The organism is Halohasta litchfieldiae (assembly GCF_002788215.1).
Classification (GTDB): domain Archaea; phylum Halobacteriota; class Halobacteria; order Halobacteriales; family Haloferacaceae; genus Halohasta; species Halohasta litchfieldiae.
Genome location: NZ_CP024845.1, coordinates 1,149,418 through 1,168,379 on the forward strand (window position 1 = coordinate 1,149,418; position 18,962 = coordinate 1,168,379).

The window sequence follows — 18,962 nt, forward strand, 5'->3', positions numbered from 1 at the left end:
AGACGACAGTCAGAGTCGGACGACGAGTTCGAGCGTGATCAGCAACGTGCAGACAAGTAGGAGGCCAGCGAGATAGCAGACCGGTTTGAGCTGCTCCCAGACCGTGGTGGCCGCAGGCAGCCCACCATCCGTCTCGGACTGGAACTCGTCAGTACTCATCGGTTGAGGGGCCGTACTGCCTGTCGGGTAGCGTCGTCCGATTCGATCTCTGTCACACGCCAGATGTTGCCCCGACCGTGGGCCTGCTGAAGTGTCACTGACACCTGACTGTCGACCCCTAACTCGGCGAGTTTGTCGGTGATCGTCGGACTCTCGCTGTCGCCGGGCTCTGCCCGGCTGCTTGAGAAACTTCGTTCCTCTCTGTTGTCGGCCTGTGGCCGACTGCCAGATGAGCTCCGCTCATCCACGTCAACGACCTGATAGGTCCGACCGGTCTCCGACCGAAGCGTCATCGCACCATACTGGTTGAGTTCGACCGCAACGGTACACGATGTCCGCCGTTCTGACTGGGTGCGACGCATACACGAGTGTCGACTCGGTGTTTATGTAAATCCGACTATGAGTTGTTAGTACCCATCTACAGCAGTATATAAACTATATACAATACGGTCTCGCCGAGGGAATCGCCGAATCGACCCACAGAGCCCGGAAACAGACGTAACGAATCAACCGGAGATCGCAGAACGCTCCGGATTGCTATATACGGGGTCGTACTGCTATATATCACACATAAGTACTCTTACCAGTTTTTAATTCACCTGCGGGGAACCGATAGATCAGATAGCAAATGACTGAATTCTCCGGGGCTATTGACGCGCTTCATGATCGTGTTACTGCGGCCGACTGGGACGAGATTTACATCGTCGGCGACCCACATGGCTGCCGTGCCGAACTCGAAGCACTCTGTGAGAAACTCGGCGTAACCGAGCAGGATCTCGTGGTGTTTGTCGGCGATCTCGTTCGCAAAGGACCCGATAGCAAGGGCGTCGTCGATCTCGTTCGAAACGCGCCGAACATGCTGACTGTGCGTGGAAACAACGAGGAAAAACTGCTCCGTGGCGAGAAAACGATCCCCGAACTCACCGACGAGGATCTGGAGTGGATCGCCTCGCTGCCGGTGGTCATCTCGCTGCCCGAGACGCTCGTCGTCCACGGCGGGATCGATCCACGGAAACCCAACGCCGACCACGATGTCGACGATCTACAAAACACGCGGTCGATGGTGCCCGGCGGGAGCTACGACCCACCCTACTGGTTCGAGCAGTACGAGGGTCCCGAACGCGTCTTTTTCGGCCACACCGTCCTCGAAGCGCCGATCATCCGGGAGCATGCGGTCGGCCTCGACACCGGCTGTGTGTACGGTGGGGAACTCACCGCCTACAACTGGCGAACTGACGAACTCACCGCTGTGGCTTCGGGTGAGACGTTCGTCGACCGGCGAGATGAGAAGTTCATCGACCCAGGTCAGTCGACCGAACCGGACCACCACGCATCTAACCGATGACCGGGCCGTCGAAATCCACTCTACTGCTGGATCAGCTCCAGTCACTACTGCCAGTCTCGTCGCTGCTGGAGTCGGTCGACAGCGATGTAGATACGGACGAGCGACTGCCCACTGACACCACCCAGTCGACAGCCGACCCGGTCGACCTCTCGCCGTCGACGTGGCGGATCGACAGCCCACCGCAAACGCCACCGATTGCAACGGACTCGGCAGAAGACCGGCCCCCAGAGGCCGACTGGAAGACGCTGTGTGCTGACGACGATCAGGACGACGAGGCACTCTCGAACCCGGTCGCCTATCTCAACCGAGAGCTCAGCGAACTCTCTTTCCAGTGGCGAGTGCTGTATGAGGCTCTCGATGACGACAATCCGCCGCTTGAGCGGCTGAAGTTCCTCGCCATCCTCACCAAGAACATGGACGAGTTCTTCATGAAGCGGATCGGCGGCCTCAAACAGCAGATTGCGGCTGATGTGACCGATCAGACGGTCGACGGACGAACACCACAGGAGCAGTGGGAGGAGGCACTCGATTTCGCCCGCCCGATTTTTGAGACTCAATCACGGTGTTATCACGAAGCGGTCAAACCCGCGTTGGCCGACAACGAGATCGAAATCGTCGACTACGAGAACCTTTCGGGCGAGGAGACCGCCGCACTCCGGTCGTACTTCGAGCGGGCAGTCCTCCCGACACTGACACCGCTGACGTTCGATCCGGCCCATCCGTTTCCCTTTATTTCGAATCTCAGCCTCTCGCTTGCGGTGTTGTCGGTCGACGACGAGGGAACCAAGAAGTTTTCTCGTGTAAAGCTCCCGGAGAACCGGCCACGCCTTGTCCCCGTCTCTGGGACTGACGAGATGCCGATCGTTCCAGCCGATGACGCGACCATCGAACACGCCGATGTCGGTCGGTTCGTCCGGCTCGAAAGGGTGATTGCCGCAAACATCGATCTGCTGTTTCCCAACGTTGAGGTGCTCGACTGTTCGACGTTCAGGGTCACGCGGAACGCCGAAGTGCGGCGCAACGAGGAGGTCGCCGAGGGGCTCATCGAGATGATCGAAGACGTGCTTCGACAGCGACGGTTTGCGACGGTCGTTCGAGTCGAGGTTGCAACCGATATGCCCGACGAGGTCCGGTCGCTGCTTGTCGACCAACTGGAGATCACCGAGCGTGAACTGTTCGAACTCCCCGAACCACTGGGTTTCGAGGACTTCTTTCAACTGCTTGAACTCGACAACACCGTTCTCAAGCTACCGTCGTGGGAACCACAGCCTCATCCGCGGTTTATCGGCCACGACAGCGACCGGCCAGACGAACTGTTCGCCGAAATCGCCCGCAATGATATTCTCGTCCACCACCCCTACCACTCGTTTACCGAAACGGTCCAGACGTTTCTGGATACCGCGGCCCACGATCCCGACACCTTAGCGATCAAGGTCGCCATCTACCGCACGGCTCCCGACTCGCAGGTGATTCAGTCGTTGATCGAGGCCGCAAAAAACGGCAAACAGGTCGCCGTCATGGTGGAACTCAAAGCCCGATTTGATGAAGAAAACAACCTCCGGTGGGTCAAACGGTTGGAGGAGGAGGGAATCCACGTCACCTACGGCACGATTGGACTCAAAACCCACAGCAAGGTCGCACTCGCAGTCCGTGATGAGGGAGACGCCGACGATGTCGAACTCTACTCGCATATCGCAACCGGGAACTACCACTCGGAGACTGCCAAAAGCTACGAGGATCTCGGGCTGTTTACTGACGACCGCGACATCGGCCAAGATCTCGTCCAACTGTTCAACTCCTTTACCGGCCACTCCAAACACGAATCCTACCGGAAACTGCTCGTCGCCCCCGAGACGCTTCGGGATCGAATGACCGACCTCATTCAACGTGAGGCCGACCACGCACGGGCGGGCCACCAGGGTCGCATCGTCGCCAAAATGAACGCCCTGGAAGATCCCGACATCGTCAGTGAACTGTACGCGGCCTCACAGGCTGGCGTCGACATCGACCTCATTGTCCGGGGAATCTGTCGACTCCGACCGGGAATCAAGGGACTCAGCGAAACGATCCACGTTCACAGCGTCGTTGGTCGGTTTCTCGAACACTCACGGATATTTAAGTTCGGGAACGGGGGTGAGCCGGAGTACTACATCGGGTCGGCCGACTGGATGACTCGCAACTTGGATCGCCGGGTCGAGGCGGTCACACCCGTTGAGAATCCGACGCTCCAACGCGAGTTAGATGACGTTATCGACTCACTACTCGGGGACAATCGCAAGCGCTGGGAGATGGACGCCACCGGTCGCTACGTCCAACAGCGGCCCGGATCGGGGCCACAACAGATCGCTCACGAGCAACTCATGCAACGCGCACGTGAGGCTGTACCGGAGACGCCGACCGAGTACGAGACCAACGAGCGAGATCAGCGCGAGACCGCTGTCGACCTCGACGAAGTATACTTAGAAGAGCCGTTTGATTCCTGAGATGTTGCGCGTTGATGCTCTGATTCTGCTTTCCGTTAACTGAGTGCTATTAGTTCGACAGTGAGACTGTGGAGAACCAGACATCCCCCTCCCACCTACAGCCGATGGACCAGCCGCACTGGGCGGGACTGAAAGGGGCGAGTCGCTCCGGGAAGACGGCCGACGCAAGCACCGCAAGCCGCAGAGCGGCTGAGGAGCACAGCGAGGCCCTCGACTGGAGCGACTCGGGGGCTTTCTGGTTGTTCACGTCTTGCATGATTTATCAGTCTCTAGAAAGTTGGAATTTATCGATACCACCACTATGAATCTAATCAATGACAGAGTTGATGCTCAGAATGGTGGAAGCCGAGAGGTTGGGGTGGCCCCGCGCTATGAGAATACAATGGCTATTTAAATGAAATAATACAGTACGGCGACTAAGAGAGCTAAAGCCAAATATATCCAAATCTGGCTCAGTCTACTCGCCTTCTCTTTTCTTTGCTTTGATGATTCGGAGGTATCTTGATCCTCCGATTTAGCAATACTACCGTCTAAATTCACGTCTGGAGAGGACTCGTAATCTGGGTCAACACTGTTCCCAACAGTAAGTTTAGGCTCGAAAGCCGTGTAAGATTCTGAACCAGCCTCACTCAGGTCATCACCGATAGAGACATGCGTTGTGCTTTCTTGAGTGGTTTGGGCAACTTCATCGATTACCTCCTCTGTTTCTTTCAACTTCCTGACACCCTCAATACCGAGGTCGTCTGCCACCTCTCTTATTTTCGATGATGGGATCTCGTCACTTTTAAATCCAGATTCGGTGCCGAACCATTTCGACCCCAAGTGCTTGAATACAATCAACCCAGGGCAATCGTGCTTTTCAGGTAGGCGGTGTTCAGAACAAAATACATCACCGCAATAGTTACACTCGTATTGTAAATTACCTTTAGTAGGAGGGTGTCATAGAAAGCGTCACACACGAAGACGCAGGATGTTGGAACTGTGTCTACGAGCGCCAGCATCCTGCAAGAGGAGACTTCTATCGACGAGTTCTTCAATGTAATGGCGACCGAGACGCTCGCGTTGTTCGAGCATCTTGAGTTCGACTTTCTCGAAGAATTCGATGTGTTCGCCCCCGCTCGCCGGGGGCGAACACGAGATCATCACCCACCAGCACTCTTCCGAGCGTTCCTGCACTGCTACTACAAGAACGTCTACGGCATCCGTCCAGTCACGCGAGAACTCCAGAACACGGTCGTCTGGCTCAGCTGTGGCTTCGATCGACCGCCGTCGAGAGACGCGGTCGATCGCTTCCTCACCGACCTCGAACACGTCGTCGACGAGGTCTTCGACCGCCTCGTCGAGCAGGCCGCCTGCCGCGGCCTGCTCGACTTGACCTACTCCATCGATTCCACCGACGTGAGGACGATGCCCGCCGACCAAGACGCGTCGAAAGGCTACGATCCAACCGCCGAAGAGTACTACCACGGCTACGGCTGTACGATCGTCTCGACCGGGCAAAAGATCCCGATTGCCGCGGAGTTCACCGAGAGCAAGCAAGCGCCAGAGGAGACGGCGATGCGCGTCACGTGTGACGCGCTCGCCGTCGAGAAACCGATCTGGATGCTTGGAGACAGCGCCTACGACACGCTCGGCTGGCACGACCACCTGCTGGCCGCAGGGGTCGTGCCAGTCGCTCCGTACAACGCACGAAACACCGACGATCCGAAAGACATCGAGTACAGGGTCGAAGCCCGCATCGACGAACACAGCGAGGACGTTCAGCTGAAGCAATCGACGCTAGACGAGACGTACAACCGCCGGAGTGGAGTCGAACGAACCAACGACGCCGTCAAGGACTGCGGCCTCGGGCACGTTCGCGCCCGAGGCCGCGTCCACGCACGAGCACAAGTGTTCCTCGCGCTGTGCCTTCGTCTCGTTATTGCGATCACCAACGACGAACGCGGAGACAATCCAGGAAGCACCGTCATCACGCTATGAGAACTATTCTATGACACCCTCACACCAATATAAAAATCAGACGCTGGCAAGTGTTCTACAACTACCGCTCGTCGCCGAATACTTCGGTCACGTTCTCGGCGGTCTCGCTCGTCTCGATATGCGAGTACATCTGAGAGGTCGTCTTCGGATCGGCGTGCCGGAGGGTCCGTTGAGCAGCGGCGGCCCCACGTTCTCGATACAGTTTCTCGCCGACGCCACGCCGTGCGCCGTGTAGTGTGAGGTAGTCGCGATCACCGTCGACCTCGATCTCGCCATCCCGGCACAGTCGTTTCAAGATGCTTCGAGCGCCGTTTGTAGACAATGCTGGCGGCACAACCCCAAGGGTTCGACAGTGGTCGAGCAGGCTTCGCTCGTCGTCATCCGGGCGTTCGAACTCATCGGGCAGCACGCGGTACATCGACGGCGCATGATGGGAGATAAACACCGGCCAGTCGTCGCTGGTTGGGTCGACGGCGCGTTTGAGCTGTTCGAGTGGTCGATGCGTCTGGCCGGGCAGTTGGACGGACTCGCGCTGTTGGTTCTTGCCGAGGATGTCGATCTGGTTGTTCTCGATATCGACGTCCGACCATCGAATGCCGTTGCGTCGGTCGTCCCGAGAGTCCGCTAATATCTCGCCCCCGCGTGCGCCCGTGAAGGCGATGACATACACCAGCGCCTTGTCTCGGAGTTCGACGACCGCGCCAGTGCCTTTCTCGTCGATGGCCTCAGAGGCCACCCGGTCGACGTGATCGAGCAGCGCCCGCCGCTCGGTCGGCGACCAGAACTGCTGGTTGCTGCTGTTCGCGGAGGGTCGTTCGGGCAGCTCGTCTTTGGAGATCTCCTTTTGGGCTGGGTTCTCGGTGATCTTGTCCCACTTGAGACAGTGATCGAGGAACGCCGAGACGTTATCGTAGTAGGCCCACGCTGTTGAGGCCGTGATTCCGCTGGTGTCGTCGGTCTCGGTCGACTGCCGGGCGTTGACCCGTTGCCGGAGGTAGCCAGCGTACTCGGCCATCGTTGCTTTGTCGATGTCGGCCAGTGTGGTCTCGCCACGGCCACCCGCCCAGTCGACCCAGTGGCCCAGCACGTACTCTAAGTTTGATTTGTAGTTGCCGGACTTCGAGCCACGCTGTAGGAACTCGTCGACGGCGTCTTCGAGGGGCTCTGCCCCCGGAGTAGCGTCTCGCTGAGTGGAATCCATCTTCTCGGCTTACCCTACAGCGTCGCCCCTAGTAAATCTACTGTGTATTACCGGAGTAATGCACAGTGGCCTGAATTCGGTATTGTGGTTTTGTAGAGTTGGAGTAGAAGCGTTCTGGTAGGAGAATACGGCATTTGAGTGGTTTCGGTGGCGTGGTGTAAAGTGTATGCAGCTATATGGAATCTTTCGGCCCAGCTAACCGAGAAACGCCTTAGATAAGCATAACTTGAATTCACGGTCCAACAGCTGAAACAACTGATTAGCACCCACATATCACAATCTCGACACTGAAAGCTACCAGTTTACTAGAGTGAACTGAGGTCTCGCTGCTCTGGATCAGAGCCTCTGTCGACGCTGAATTTCTTCTTTGGATTCTTGATCTCGCCATCTTCCAAGCAGGCCACCAACCATCCGCCACGACGATCGGCGTCGATGTGGTCGAACGGGAAAATTACTTGATCAGCCAATCGTTCGAGGACAACCCGCAGTGAGCGACGGAACACATCACCGGTCGGTTCATCTAACATCTCTGGATCGGCGAGAACGTAGATCGTGGCATCTTTCTCCCACTCTAGCTCCCGCGAGTCGAAGTCGACTTCTTGGGCGAGGTCTTTCGCATCTTCGCCGAGTGGGGTTGCTACGTCGCTGTCGGGATCGTTGAGGCCATTGGCACAGAGAAGCATCCACTCGTCGGTGAACATCTCACACCAGTTTCTCGCGTGCGTATGTAATGTTGAGATCTGGCAAGTCGCAGCGAGAAGCGCGTAGGTGTGAGCGTCCGAACTCATTCAGTCGTTAGTTGGTGGTAGTCGCATTAACATGTGACTCTTATCCAAGATAGCGAAATAGCGGTCTATTCAGAAGTCGACAAATAGAGCCGTGCAAGATACAGAGGCTGTATTTTGCACACGCTGGGCAGATATGTTTAGAAGTTGTCAAAAACCAAGTTGTGATCGACAGCTCTGGGTCACCTGCTTGTCTACCACCACTCCAGTCGGAGAGTTTGTTCACCCCATTATTGCTACCTGCCGTCTCCGTCGAATGGTGGCAACAGGAACAGTGATTCAAATATTTTCTTTTGGCCCAAGCGGAGGTGCTGATGGAATGTCGGCGGTGTTACGCCGAACAGTGTTGCCAACTCCTCACCAGATACATTACGAGGCCACTCAAAATAGCCCGAGCGGACCGACGTCTCAATTACAGCCCGTTGCCGGTCAGTCAAGTCGCTCGTGAGTTCGACCCGTTCGGGGGACTCTGTACTCCGTGATCGTTGTCGACGTGAGAGGAGTTCGACAGTCGGGTATTGCTGTTGGATTCGATCAATGATTCGACGGGCGGGGACGGTGGTCGGAAGGTGGATCGTCATCTGAAGTGATCCATCCTTGATATTCATCTGCTGTAGATAGCCGCCGTAGGTCGCAATAACCGAGGTGATTGGTGGCTCCAAAAGCTTGATTACAAACGATAAGGTTTCATCGTCCTGCTCACTGAGCGTCACCAGTTCCAGATGTGGATGCTTGCCAACTATTGCTTCTAGAGTCTCGACTACGTCTGTATCGACAGTCCCGTATTCGAGAAACACATCGTCACCGAGAGGGACCACTCGGTCGAGCGTGATCGTGCCGTCGTGATCTGAATCGATACTCATGTCGCTGAGGAGATCGGGCACCAGAAATTGGATTTCTGTAATCTCGGGACTCATGAGTGCCTGCTTGCGCTCAGTTGCAGCAATCGCGTGGCCCATAATCTCGCCAAGTTGTGCAACCACTGGACACACCTCATTGTCGAAGGCGTGTGGGTTCGCAGCATAGATTCCAAGCAGTCCATAGCAACTGCCGGCGTAGACAATCGGGACCACAGCCACCGACCGATAGCCGTAGTGCTCGGCGTACTCGTGCCACGGTTCGAACTCCGGATTGGACAGCACGTCCTGTGTGACTTGCATCTCTTGGGTCCGAATGGCAGTTCCGGCAGGACCATGCCCGCCGGGGTTGTTCGGGTTTGCCGAGAGTGAGACGTCTTCGAGATAGCCCTCAACCCCGCCTTCGGCTCGGGGGCGTATCGCCTGGGATTGGGTGTCGACCTCGCCGATCCAGGCGAACTCGTAGTTATCTACATCGGTGAGACGATCACAGACGATTGTCTCGATCTCTCCGCGAGTCGACTGCTCGATCACCGCGGTGGTTATGTTCTGAATTACCTTGTTGATACTATTTAATTCAGCAAGCTGTTCGTGCTGATGGCGGAGTGCCTGTTCGTGTCGCTTGCGGTCAGTGATGTCGTCGTAGAGTTCGATCCGACCCTCTTCATACACACCCGACTTGATTGGGGCACTGCGGTGCTCCAGCCAACGTTCCCCACGTCCATCAGATGCGGTGATTCGACATTCAAATTGCTCGGAAAACGTATTATCGTTGTAGGTAGTCAAGACAGTCTCCGCAAACCGATCCGGATTGGCAACAGTCCCTCGAATCTCCTCGCGGATAACGTTCCGTTTGTTGCGTCCAATGATTGCCTGGCGGTCAAGACCGAAGTACTGCTCAATGGCTGTGTTGAACCACACAACCTCGAACGTGGAATCCAAGATGAAGATACCGACACCGACCGTATCCAGAACTTCCAACACCGGATTCAGTTCGGCCATTGACAGTGGTTGAGACGCACTGTCAGCGTCGACATCGTTGGATGTGGGTGTGCTGTGTGACTGCTGCGTGTCACGAGGTGGTCGCCACCATACTTGTTGATTCCCAACAATTTTCCGGTCTAGGAAATCATCCTTGACAAGTGTTCTCAGTCTGTCGTCGACAGCCTCTAGTGGGCAGTCGAACTCAGCAGCAACCTCTGTGGTCGACATCGGTGTGCCAGGTGGGCCAAGCCTATTGACTGTCGCAAGCACAGTCGTCGGGGCAGGCTCGGAATATTTCATGCTAGTAATAGGCATAGTTGACACGATAAATATTTCTACCATTTGAAATTATTGGGCAGTATACAAGACAGAATGTGCCTTTCTGGTGTATTTTCTACACAGTCTGTAATAGTGGCAGATTAGACACATTCTGGTCCGAAATAGGAACTCGATAGTTGTCGGAGGATCTTCGGCCTCGAATTCCGTCTCGAATATATTCAAGAGCGACTCCACACCAGCCAGTTACTCTCGGAAAAACAGCAAGAACTTGTCTTGGAGGCCGTCGATCGGGGGTACTACGACACACCCCGAGATTGTACGCTGACCGAACTCGCCGACGCGGTGGGGATCGCTAAATCGACCTGTAGTGAGACCCTACATCGCGCCGAGGAGACAATTATCGAACACTTCATCGAAGACCTCCCAACGCCGATCGAGTCGGAAAGTCGGATCGTCGCGCCGGAATAGCACTTTAGGAGGTCAAGCCGGAAGCTTTTCTGCATCGTTTCGTGCGGCGAGGAGGTGTCTGATAGCACCGAGAGCGAACGTCGTCGCTCCGAGAATCATAGGGACATCGCCGAGACTCCGGGCCCAGAGTAACCGTTTGTTCCGCGGCCGCTCGTAGAACTCCGGACTCCGCGCGGCGTCGTATCCTTCCGCATACACCGTGCGAAGCTGGCTGAATCCCAGCGGCAGTAACGACGCGACCGTCATGACGACGAGACCGATATTCGTCAACCAGAACGTTGCTTGGAACCAACCAGGTTCCCACGCGACTTCCGGTGAAACGACACGGAGGATGTGCGTACAGAGCCCAAGTGCGAGCAGTCCGAATGTGCCAAACGTTGCCGCGTGCGCGTGGGCTACCGTCAGGTAGGTGCCGTGTTCGAAGTAGTTGATGACGGGGATGTTGATGAAGAAGCCAAGCACCCCACCACCGACGAAGTTCCAGAAGCTACTGCCGAGAATAAACAGCAGCGGGCTGTGTCTGAAAACGGATCCAAATGGCATATCTCACCCCGGCGTGAGCATCTGTACCACAAATCATAGTCATTGTAGCGATTTGTTGTCACACGATGTCGACCAGTCGACGAACAAGACCGACGCTAACACCAACCCACGCGATGAGCGCGACATAGACGAACAGCTCCGGAATATCAGTGAGAACAGTGAGATCGGTGACCGTGCCCAGTCGGAGGCTACTTTCAGTGTACATTCCCAGCGGGAAGACCATCCCCCAGTAGCGTGGTCTGTACCCCTCAAGAGTGTGCGGCAGTGCGATCCCGCCGACCGTATGTCGCCACACACCGAGTATGATCAGCAGTGGAATCCACCACGTCGCTGTTGCCCAAAAAAAGAAGGTGAAACCGGTCAGAAACGGTTCGATATCGGCCAGAAACAGCCATTGATCGGTCGTTTCGAGCAGGATTGCCCCCGCGAGCGTCGTGATCGCCACCGCCCCCATATTGATCCAGTACGGCGGTGTCGCCGACCGCGGATCAAACGCGTAGAACGTCATCCGGTAAAACACCAGCGTGATGAGGATCAGATAGAACATACCGCCGATCGAGTAGAGACCGACCGCGACCAACAGCAGCGACTCGGTCGACTGAGAAAGGGGCGCGAGTAGCCCGGCCAATACCGCCACTGATTGGGTGGCAACCACTACGAGGAACCAACTGCCGTCGATGCCGTGGGCGATCGGTTCATCGGTTGTAGTGATCGTCAAGGCGAAAAAGACACGATAAATGAGCAGCACCCACAGCAGACTCCCCACTACAAGCAGGCCTGTTGCGACCGTCGTTGACACCCCAAAAATGACGAACTGGCTGCCGAGGACACAAGTTCCGGCGATCATCGTAAACGAGACCATTCCACGGTCGTACGACTGGAGATCATGCAGTGCGACCGACGGAATATGGCCGATCCTTGCAAGGGTTAATCCACTGATGAGGAGGTAAGCGACCACGTTGAGGCCGAATAGTCCCCAACCAATCCGTGTGAATCCTAGTTCATGGGTGGCGATCGAGACGATACCGGTCGCCATCACAAACGCGAAATACAGCGTGTTCCACTCGTCTACTACCGTGACTGCGTCACTGTCGGCGAGCGAACCAGTCAGAGATTCTCGTGTATTGGTCATTTCGTCAGTTATCGTCATTGGCGAGTCATTGAAAACCAATAAACCCGAAGGGTTGGGCTATCAGATGTCGGCGCTGTTGGGGTAGTAGTTCAGCACGTCGTCACGCCAGCCATCCTTGTCTTTACCGATGTCCTCAAAGTTCTCGACGAACTCGATTCGATTGACCCATTTGGCCATCTTGTAGCCCAGTTGGCTTTCGATCCGGAGCCGGTAGGGCGCGCCGTGGGCCACCGGCAGATCGCCGTCGTTCATCTCGTAGGCCAGAATCGATCACGGCTCTTTAGCCTTCTCCAGCCGAATCGCTTCGTAGTAGAACTCCGGCACCACGTCGTCGACCGACACCAGAACCACGTTCCCGCAGAGTTCTACAACGACGTTCAAGCGGCCGCCAAAGAGGATGGGCTATGGTCGGTGATCTTCGACGATATCGAGTAAGTCGACTCGTCTCACTAACCAAGATTGGAAGCCGAGACTGCCGAAAACAGCAGTCGTTTGGTTAGTGAGGCCAGCCACCGATCACACCCCACCGCCGACCTCGAATCCGATAGACGGCGAGCAGGCCAGTCGACTGTAGAGTCACTTTCACTGTGGGCTCAACCGCCACTAAATCAAATAGAAGATGTACGCCAGTAGAGAAAACACGACAACACCAACCAGTACGAGCTGGAGATCGGACAGCCGCTTTGTGTCGACGTCGTCGGTCTCGTCTGACTCTGCATCCGACTCGCTGGTTTTGATCGAGCCGTCAGGATTCAGATCAGGTGACGACTCATACTCTGGCTCGGCAGTCCCGTACACCTGCCCCTCATCGACGTCGACTGTCTCATACTCGCTGTCGTTCTGGTAGTTCGGATTGTCGACGTTGGCTTCGGCGACCGTGTAGTTCTTGTCGGAATCGGGCGTCGACTCGTCGCTATCAGTGCTGGCGGCATTGATTTCGTCGACAGTCTTCGTCTCTGGTCGCTCACGGCGTTTGTCCTCGCCGAGTGTCTCAAATTTCGTGTTGAACCACTTACCATCGGTTTCGACGTACAGGGCCACACAGTCGTGGTTCTCTGGTAAAATATGAAACTCGCAATGAATCTTCCCACACCCACGGCACCGATGGCCGAGAGTGGTTTCATTACAGACCGTGCATTTGTTCATCGCTACTGTCCTGTCGGTTTGAAACAGTGATACAAATAGGTGTGTATACAAATTTGAGTGATCAATGCCACCTCGAAAATCATTCTCATTGTTAAACCCCGGTTAAGCACTGTTTAACGTTTTATCAGGCTGTAGACCCATCAGCAGGTATGCAGTTATCCAAAAAACAACAGGGCGGTCTGCTGGCGGGTGGACTCGTCGGCGCTGCGGTCGTCAGTTGGCTCACCTCAGACAGCGAACCGGATCACGACGAACTGCTCGAAGAAGCCTACAACGCCGTCGACTCGGCTACCGACGGATCAGTCGCAATCAGTTCCGACCACGGCGTCGGCAACGGCGAGGGTATCGGCAGTATCGACGGGATAGAAGGAGTGCCCGACATGGCTGTGACCAGTTTCGGTGGGCCGAGTCTGCTTGTCGAAGTCGAAACACCCGGTGCGCTGGCCGACCGAACAGCCGACGTTATCGAACAAATCAATGGCTTCCAGAAACAGGGCTACAAGCGCGTGTTAGTCGTCCCCTCGGAAGCGACCGACGCCGCTGTAGCAGTGGCAGACGATATCGGCGGTAAGGTGACGGTGTCGACGCCGTCCGGCGTGGCTCAACTGCTATAACGTCGACTGTTGGGATGACCGTTCGATGTCGTCTGTGTCGACACACCACTATCGAAGTGTAAACCGGCTCGAAACAGTTGCCAGCGGCCCGTTTTTCTAGTGTCGACCGAACCCGATCTTATGAGCAGTCAGTCGACCACACTCCTGTTTTCACTAGCTTTTCGCCGTTGACCGACACACCGTGTTCAAAGTGTAGATCACTGAAAACCAACCGTCCGAGCATTGCTATCCAACACACCACACAGCGGTTTTCCTGAGTAATTCACCGCGTCACTACAGACACACAGCAGTTTTCCCGAGTTATTTGTCGACACCGCGTGTCTTGATTCGCTTCCAATCGAGCCCACGTTCGTCGTAGGCTTCTTTGACCTTCGCTGGGTCGACGTCGTCGCTAAACTCGTGTTCGTTCCACTGGCCGCCGCCTGCACCCTTGTTGCGGTCGATGGTATGGACGAATCCGAACATAACGAGTTTTGAGAGATGGTTGAACATCCCGCGTTGAGTCAGTGGCTCACTGCCGCTGTCTTCGTTGTAGGCCCGAACGACTCGCGAGTAGGCCCGGTGGATCGTCCGCGTTCGAGCTGGCGTTTTGTCGACGAGGTCGAGATGGGCGAGAGCTTTGAGAATATAGAGTTTTTCGTCGTCCTGATCAGCGATTGATTCGACGATATTCCCGTACTCAATCTTCTTGTCGGCCTGTCGAACGTGTGTCTCGGCTATCTGCTCGACACCTTCACCCTCCGCGATCTCTGCGGACCCGCGGAGGAGGCGAATCGCACGGCGAGCACTCCCAGAGGCTTCCTGGTAGGCGAGCGCCGAGACAAGTTGGATCGTCTCGTCGGTGTAGGCATCATCGTACAATGCGAGTTCGGCTCGGCTCTGGAGGATCTGTCGGAGTTCTACGGCGTCATATGGTGGGAATTTAATCTCGGTTTCACAGAGGCTGTCTTTGACCTTCGGTGAGAGATTCTTTCGGAACGTGTAGTCGTTGCTAATCCCAATGACGCCAACGCGGACCGTTTCGAGATACCCCATATCACGCGACCGCGGCAGTTCGTACAACAGTGTGTCGTCCTTGCCGATCTTGTCGACCTCGTCGAGGACGATCAACACCGTCCCGTCGAGGTCATCGAGTTCCGAGTACATGATATCGTATACGTCCTGTGGGGCGTATCCGGTGCCAGTGATCCGGTTGCCCTTGTCTCGGAGCCGATTGACGATGCCGACCGCAACCTGATAAGACGAGGTTTTGTGGTCGCCAGTCGTGAAATTCTCGCAGTTGATCCAAATAACGTTCAGCGTGACTTGTTCGTCGGCAGGGAGATCGGCGTTCTTTGTTTCGAGATCGTCGACGAGTTTGTCGCGGAGGTGTTTCGTCGCGGCTGTCTTCCCGACACCGGTATCGCCATACAGAAAGGCGTTCTGTGGCGGTCGGCCCTTGTAGATTGGTTTGAGTACGTCTGTAAAATCATCGAGGGCGGCGTCTCGGCAGAGGATTGTCTCGGGTGTGTAGTCTTCTTCGAGTACTTCGGCGTTTTTGATGAGCTCGACATCATCGGCGAAGATCGAATCAGAACCACCCATTGAGGACAAGTGACGTGTCCACCCACATAACCTTTCCTGAGTTTCCTGAGTTTCCTGAGTCGGGTGAAACAGGCCGCACTCACACAGCGGTTTTCCTGAGTAATCGGTCGACAGCGTAAGACTCAGAAACACGGTTGCTACGAATTACGTATATAAACACGGTAGAGATGGTGAGCTGATTACTCAGGAAAACTGCTGTATGACACGTCACCGTACAACGGTTATCTGGTTAATTCACTACCGGCAATCTACTACTACTATACAAAACGTTTTAATATAGTATAGTAGTAGTATGAGTCCCACCTGAACCGACAGTCGACTAGTCTAGTAGGTAACTCCGGAAAACTGCTGTGTCAGTGGACCGCAGTCGAGAATAGACCTTGCCTTCACGTCTAATAACTCAGGAAAACCGCTGTGTGAGAGGTGTCGATACAGCGGCACCGAGGGGAGTCGACTACATCGGAAGCGTGGTGTGCTACTCGTCGACCACGTCGTTCAACCACCGCCGTTGGTTCTCGGTGAGACCATGCCGTTCGACCGCCTGTGCGCCGTTCGTCTCTGGTTTGCCATGCAGCCACTTCCGACGGTTCGCCTGTAGTAGTTGGATAGCGAGGAATGACAGCGGTTCGTCGTAGGTCTCGCCGATACGCTCTGAGTGGTCGCTCGTGATCTGTTTTGGCGTCTCTGCGTGGTCGTCGACCTCGCCGAGTGCCCGTTCAACTAAATCGATTGTTTGGACCAGTTCGCGGTAGGCATCCAGCAGCTCGTCGTGGGTGTTCCGCAGTTGGAACTCTGGGTGTTCGGCGGCGAGTAAGCCAGTCGACTGCTCGACGGCGGCGGCGATCTCCGAGTTGGCCGCGGCGAGTCGGTTCTCTACGGCTTCGAGTTTGTCGCGGGTGTGTTGGTCGAGGTCGCCTACGAGTCGATCAGACATGCCGGACCCTCCGAGCGTAAATTGCTACCTGAGTGACTGGCGAGAATTCTATGCTGTTCACTGCGTCCTTTACCAAGTTGGCTTGATCAGGACACTCAAATACGTCAAGTGCCCGTGGGAACCCTCCGCAGTCGGAGGTGCCTGCGACGACATACACTTGCTGTTCATTATTTCTGGGTTGACCACCGGCAACGAGACTTTCGCGTTCACGAAAGTACCCTACATGATTAGGCCCATTAGTTTTCTCATTTGGCATCTTTTGTCTGGATGGGATCATCAACGGGACACCCCGTTGATTTTCAGTTCCCCCGCTGACGTGCCAGTTTCCCCCTCTGGCGTGTTTGCCCTCCTTCACCACGTCGACCTCCCCCTGTCGACATAGTCTTTGAACTATTTCTCTGTTGGGCGTAGCATCTCTTGCTTCTGACATTGTATTCAAAAATTCGCAGTTTTCCTACTTCAAGGCGTCACTGGCAACAGCCTCAAACCGCCAGTCCGGCAGTCTGACACCGAGATACAGCGGCACCACGTGGTGTCGACTGGGATAATCGGCATCGTTTCCACTAACCAAATAGTCTAAAATCGTTCCAATAGAAACCTGCCTGTTTGGTTAGTGAGAAAAGAACTGTTGTTGCCAGAACAACCCTTTAGGGTCGCTGCATGACCAACTCACGGTATGGCCGACGATAGCGGCGAGGACAATGATCTCCGGTTTGCCGATCTCGTCTCCGAACCTTCCGACGTACCGAAGATACGCGAGCGTGTGAAAGCCCTCGCCAAACAAGCACGGGACCGCGGCGAGGACGCTAATGTAGACGATTTTCTGGCCCAATCCCGCAAGAACGACGCCGCCTATATCGCGCCTGTCGACCTCGAAAAAGCCGAGTAGATCGCCGACATCTACGAGCAAGAGGGCAGGCCAGAGACCCACCCACGGAACTTTCACTACCGCATTCTCGGCGGCTCTATAAATACTATCGAGGATGGCAAGTTCTTCACGTCGGTCTGCATATACTGAAACTGTGACAGTGACATCCCCGATGGTGCTTGCATCAATAGCTATTGATTTGTTATATTCTGGTTCATCAGTACGAAATGGGCGCACGAGATTATTTTCTTAAACTAATTCTGATTTATTGAGACTTCCACTTGCTGCCTCAGGAAGATGTAAAATAACCACCACTACGTAGTTTAGTCTTCGAGAGCCTCGATGATCTCCTGAGCAGTTGAGCTAATCCGACCAAGGCGATCCTGGATCACCTCCGAATTCTCGTTTTCCCACGCTGCCAAGTAGAATGCAGAACCACTCGTATCCAATTCGAAAAATCGACCGACAATGTAGGCAACGGCCTCAGCTTCGACCTCACGTTTTGCTCGCTCGGGTTCACTGTCGACATCGAAATGCAACAGTGCATGGGCATACTCGTGAATCAACGTCACGGCGAGATCGGCCTGATTGGATCGGGCCTTTACCTCCACAACAGGGTGAAACGAATGGATACATCGGTACTTGCAGACGCCCATCGCCTCTCCATACTCCCACTCCTCGGCCTCAACAATGCGAACAGTCACACCGAGATCTTCGCCTACCTCCGTAAGCCTCAACACAAGATCGCCAGCGTTCCCTGTGGCCGCGGTCTCTAACACGGGAAGGGGCTCACCCTCGGTTTGAGAGACATCGAAGACAGTCGTAGGTCTGAACCCGACAAGCCCTTTCGACCACTCTCCTGTAGGGGTCTCGTCGTACTCACAGTCGATCTGATCGTGGTAGCTGGGTGCATTCTTGCACTTGGGACAGCGCTTGGAGATGATCGGAGCCCAAATCCAGATCGCCTGCTCGCCCTTTTGGACATGCCTCTCGAAGTCGTTTCGCCAGGTGTGATAGCCTGCAACCCTCGTTGCCTCAGGACACTGGAGCTTGATCAACAGCGTATTTCGATGTGAGTAGTCATGGAAGCGACTCTGGACATCGAGCCACTCTTGGAACTCCTTGCTCTCTTGGGCATCATCGACGTGGTCGACGAGCTCGACGATCCGGTGTTCAATCGAACTGTGCATCTCATCGTGTTCGATCTGATTGAAGGAGACCGACGAGTCACCGGTCGTAGCTATCGTGTTCACTGAATCGAGTTTACGGCGAATTCGTCAGTTCAGGACGCGCCGCACCTCTCAGGGGCGTATAAAAAAACGGGGGTATCGGTCACCGGAGTTGGTGTGGTTCGTCAGCGAAGTCGACCGCAATGAGGCAAACAAGGAACTCGTCGAACCGGTCGACGTCGCTGGGCGTGTCGGTTGCAAGGTGACGCGCCCAGTCGATTGCCCACCGGAACGCGGGATCAGAACCGCCTTTGCCATGGAGATACCACCAACGTGCCGCTTTGAAAACGACAAGCGGATTCGTCGGTGGTGGTCGACTGGCGGGCATCGATCCGTCGTTTGAGATGAGCGGCGTAGTCGGCCATGGTCTT

General features: G+C 55.4%; 18 protein-coding genes and 3 pseudogenes. 6 read left to right on the plus strand and 15 right to left on the minus strand.

What is annotated here, in order from left to right; genetic code table 11:
• Positions 1-9 precede the first annotated feature (9 nt).
• Together HALTADL_RS17205 and HALTADL_RS05865 are read right to left on the minus strand one after the other, a co-directional pair.
• Positions 10-159: a hypothetical protein gene (locus tag HALTADL_RS17205; protein ID WP_162551678.1), complete on the minus strand. Its 150-nt coding sequence runs from the start codon at positions 157-159 to the stop codon at positions 10-12.
• Complete coding sequence (locus HALTADL_RS05865; protein ID WP_089671151.1) at positions 156-521, minus strand: hypothetical protein; 366 nt, start codon at positions 519-521, stop codon at positions 156-158. The genes HALTADL_RS17205 and HALTADL_RS05865 overlap by 4 nt, the downstream gene beginning before the upstream one ends.
• A 266-nt stretch (positions 522-787) precedes the next feature.
• On the opposite strand from HALTADL_RS05865, the gene HALTADL_RS05870 reads away from it, so the two are divergent.
• Both HALTADL_RS05870 and ppk1 read left to right on the plus strand, forming a co-directional pair.
• Positions 788-1,504, plus strand: a complete 717-nt coding sequence (locus HALTADL_RS05870; RefSeq protein ID WP_089671150.1) for a metallophosphoesterase family protein — start codon at positions 788-790, stop codon at positions 1,502-1,504.
• Positions 1,501-3,987: a polyphosphate kinase 1 gene (gene ppk1 / locus HALTADL_RS05875; protein ID WP_089671149.1), complete on the plus strand. Its 2,487-nt coding sequence runs from the start codon at positions 1,501-1,503 to the stop codon at positions 3,985-3,987. Before HALTADL_RS05870 ends, ppk1 begins: the two co-directional genes overlap by 4 nt.
• Positions 3,988-4,377: 390 nt before the next feature.
• Here the strand turns inward: ppk1 and HALTADL_RS05885 are convergent, their stop codons facing one another.
• Both HALTADL_RS05885 and HALTADL_RS17650 read right to left on the minus strand, forming a co-directional pair.
• Positions 4,378-4,737, minus strand: coding sequence for a hypothetical protein (locus HALTADL_RS05885; RefSeq protein ID WP_245708365.1), 360 nt, complete (start codon positions 4,735-4,737; stop codon positions 4,378-4,380).
• Between the two features lie 99 nt (positions 4,738-4,836).
• Positions 4,837-4,893 (minus strand): annotated as a pseudogene (locus tag HALTADL_RS17650) (AN1-type zinc finger domain-containing protein); the annotation flags it as partial.
• 135 nt (positions 4,894-5,028) lie between these two features.
• Here HALTADL_RS17650 and HALTADL_RS05890 point away from each other — a divergent pair.
• Positions 5,029-5,967 (plus strand): transposase, encoded by a 939-nt coding sequence (locus HALTADL_RS05890; RefSeq protein WP_015911568.1) that lies wholly within the window; start codon positions 5,029-5,031, stop codon positions 5,965-5,967.
• Between the two features lie 61 nt (positions 5,968-6,028).
• On the opposite strand, the gene HALTADL_RS05895 is transcribed toward HALTADL_RS05890, so the two are convergent.
• The 3 genes from HALTADL_RS05895 to HALTADL_RS05905 all read right to left on the minus strand — a co-directional run bounded on the left by HALTADL_RS05895 (position 6,029) and on the right by HALTADL_RS05905 (position 10,094).
• Positions 6,029-7,168, minus strand: a complete 1,140-nt coding sequence (locus tag HALTADL_RS05895; RefSeq protein WP_089673436.1) for a tyrosine-type recombinase/integrase — start codon at positions 7,166-7,168, stop codon at positions 6,029-6,031.
• Between the two features lie 305 nt (positions 7,169-7,473).
• Entirely contained in the window at positions 7,474-7,869 is a 396-nt protein-coding gene (locus HALTADL_RS05900) for a hypothetical protein (RefSeq protein ID WP_089673435.1), read from the minus strand.
• Positions 7,870-8,189: 320 nt separating this feature from the next.
• Positions 8,190-10,094 (minus strand): bacterio-opsin activator domain-containing protein, encoded by a 1,905-nt coding sequence (locus tag HALTADL_RS05905; RefSeq protein ID WP_162551679.1) that lies wholly within the window; start codon positions 10,092-10,094, stop codon positions 8,190-8,192.
• Positions 10,095-10,262: 168 nt separating this feature from the next.
• Between HALTADL_RS05905 and HALTADL_RS05910 the strand changes: the two are divergent.
• Positions 10,263-10,541 (plus strand): annotated as a pseudogene (locus HALTADL_RS05910) (helix-turn-helix domain-containing protein); the annotation flags it as partial.
• Positions 10,542-10,553: 12 nt separating this feature from the next.
• Here HALTADL_RS05910 and HALTADL_RS05915 read toward each other — a convergent pair.
• The 4 genes from HALTADL_RS05915 to HALTADL_RS05930 all read right to left on the minus strand — a co-directional run bounded on the left by HALTADL_RS05915 (position 10,554) and on the right by HALTADL_RS05930 (position 13,257).
• The gene (locus HALTADL_RS05915; RefSeq protein ID WP_089673432.1) at positions 10,554-11,084 is read right to left on the minus strand and encodes a cbb3-type cytochrome c oxidase subunit I; all 531 of its coding nucleotides are present in this window, start codon (positions 11,082-11,084) and stop codon (positions 10,554-10,556) included.
• Positions 11,085-11,142: 58 nt separating this feature from the next.
• Positions 11,143-12,216 (minus strand): tellurite resistance/C4-dicarboxylate transporter family protein, encoded by a 1,074-nt coding sequence (locus HALTADL_RS05920; protein ID WP_089673440.1) that lies wholly within the window; start codon positions 12,214-12,216, stop codon positions 11,143-11,145.
• Positions 12,217-12,276: 60 nt separating this feature from the next.
• Positions 12,277-12,483 (minus strand): molybdopterin-dependent oxidoreductase, encoded by a 207-nt coding sequence (locus HALTADL_RS05925; protein WP_321167517.1) that lies wholly within the window; start codon positions 12,481-12,483, stop codon positions 12,277-12,279.
• A gap of 336 nt (positions 12,484-12,819) precedes the next feature.
• Positions 12,820-13,257 (minus strand): hypothetical protein, encoded by a 438-nt coding sequence (locus HALTADL_RS05930; RefSeq protein ID WP_089673431.1) that lies wholly within the window; start codon positions 13,255-13,257, stop codon positions 12,820-12,822.
• 254 nt (positions 13,258-13,511) lie between these two features.
• Here HALTADL_RS05930 and HALTADL_RS05935 point away from each other — a divergent pair, with 254 nt between their 5' ends.
• The gene (locus HALTADL_RS05935; RefSeq protein WP_089673430.1) at positions 13,512-13,976 is read left to right on the plus strand and encodes a hypothetical protein; all 465 of its coding nucleotides are present in this window, start codon (positions 13,512-13,514) and stop codon (positions 13,974-13,976) included.
• Positions 13,977-14,276: 300 nt separating this feature from the next.
• On the opposite strand, the gene HALTADL_RS05940 is transcribed toward HALTADL_RS05935, so the two are convergent.
• On the minus strand, positions 14,277-15,560 hold the full coding sequence (locus HALTADL_RS05940; RefSeq protein ID WP_089673429.1) for a Cdc6/Cdc18 family protein: 1,284 nt from the start codon (positions 15,558-15,560) through the stop codon (positions 14,277-14,279).
• A gap of 475 nt (positions 15,561-16,035) precedes the next feature.
• The gene (locus HALTADL_RS05945) at positions 16,036-16,494 is read right to left on the minus strand and encodes a hypothetical protein (protein WP_089673428.1); all 459 of its coding nucleotides are present in this window, start codon (positions 16,492-16,494) and stop codon (positions 16,036-16,038) included.
• A 676-nt stretch (positions 16,495-17,170) separates the two neighbouring features.
• Here HALTADL_RS05945 and HALTADL_RS17210 point away from each other — a divergent pair.
• A complete protein-coding gene (locus HALTADL_RS17210; protein WP_162551680.1) occupies positions 17,171-17,383 on the plus strand; it encodes a hypothetical protein in 213 nt (70 codons plus the stop codon).
• Between the two features lie 302 nt (positions 17,384-17,685).
• On the opposite strand, the gene HALTADL_RS05960 is transcribed toward HALTADL_RS17210, so the two are convergent.
• Both HALTADL_RS05960 and HALTADL_RS05965 read right to left on the minus strand, forming a co-directional pair.
• Positions 17,686-18,606, minus strand: coding sequence for an ArdC-like ssDNA-binding domain-containing protein (locus HALTADL_RS05960; RefSeq protein ID WP_089673439.1), 921 nt, complete (start codon positions 18,604-18,606; stop codon positions 17,686-17,688).
• Positions 18,607-18,694: 88 nt separating this feature from the next.
• Positions 18,695-18,913: pseudogene (locus tag HALTADL_RS05965) on the minus strand (hypothetical protein); the annotation flags it as partial.
• Positions 18,914-18,962: the final 49 nt, after the last annotated feature.

Excerpts from the sequence above, each read along its gene's own strand:
- HALTADL_RS05890 (WP_015911568.1), top strand. The coding sequence starts at position 5,029 with ATGGCGACCGAGACGCTCGCGTTGTTCGAGCATCTTGAGTTCGACTTT.
- HALTADL_RS05935 (WP_089673430.1), top strand. The coding sequence starts at position 13,512 with ATGCAGTTATCCAAAAAACAACAGGGCGGTCTGCTGGCGGGTGGACTC.
- ppk1 (WP_089671149.1), top strand. The coding sequence starts at position 1,501 with ATGACCGGGCCGTCGAAATCCACTCTACTGCTGGATCAGCTCCAGTCA.
- HALTADL_RS05870 (WP_089671150.1), top strand. The coding sequence starts at position 788 with ATGACTGAATTCTCCGGGGCTATTGACGCGCTTCATGATCGTGTTACT.
- HALTADL_RS05945 (WP_089673428.1), bottom strand. The coding sequence starts at position 16,494 with ATGTCTGATCGACTCGTAGGCGACCTCGACCAACACACCCGCGACAAA.
- HALTADL_RS05915 (WP_089673432.1), bottom strand. The coding sequence starts at position 11,084 with ATGCCATTTGGATCCGTTTTCAGACACAGCCCGCTGCTGTTTATTCTC.
- HALTADL_RS05905 (WP_162551679.1), bottom strand. The coding sequence starts at position 10,094 with ATGAAATATTCCGAGCCTGCCCCGACGACTGTGCTTGCGACAGTCAAT.
- HALTADL_RS05940 (WP_089673429.1), bottom strand. The coding sequence starts at position 15,560 with ATGGGTGGTTCTGATTCGATCTTCGCCGATGATGTCGAGCTCATCAAA.
- HALTADL_RS05920 (WP_089673440.1), bottom strand. The coding sequence starts at position 12,216 with ATGACCAATACACGAGAATCTCTGACTGGTTCGCTCGCCGACAGTGAC.
- HALTADL_RS05900 (WP_089673435.1), bottom strand. The coding sequence starts at position 7,869 with ATGTTCACCGACGAGTGGATGCTTCTCTGTGCCAATGGCCTCAACGAT.
- HALTADL_RS17210 (WP_162551680.1), top strand. The coding sequence starts at position 17,171 with ATGGCCGACGATAGCGGCGAGGACAATGATCTCCGGTTTGCCGATCTC.
- HALTADL_RS05865 (WP_089671151.1), bottom strand. The coding sequence starts at position 521 with ATGCGTCGCACCCAGTCAGAACGGCGGACATCGTGTACCGTTGCGGTC.
- HALTADL_RS17205 (WP_162551678.1), bottom strand. The coding sequence starts at position 159 with ATGAGTACTGACGAGTTCCAGTCCGAGACGGATGGTGGGCTGCCTGCG.
- HALTADL_RS05895 (WP_089673436.1), bottom strand. The coding sequence starts at position 7,168 with ATGGATTCCACTCAGCGAGACGCTACTCCGGGGGCAGAGCCCCTCGAA.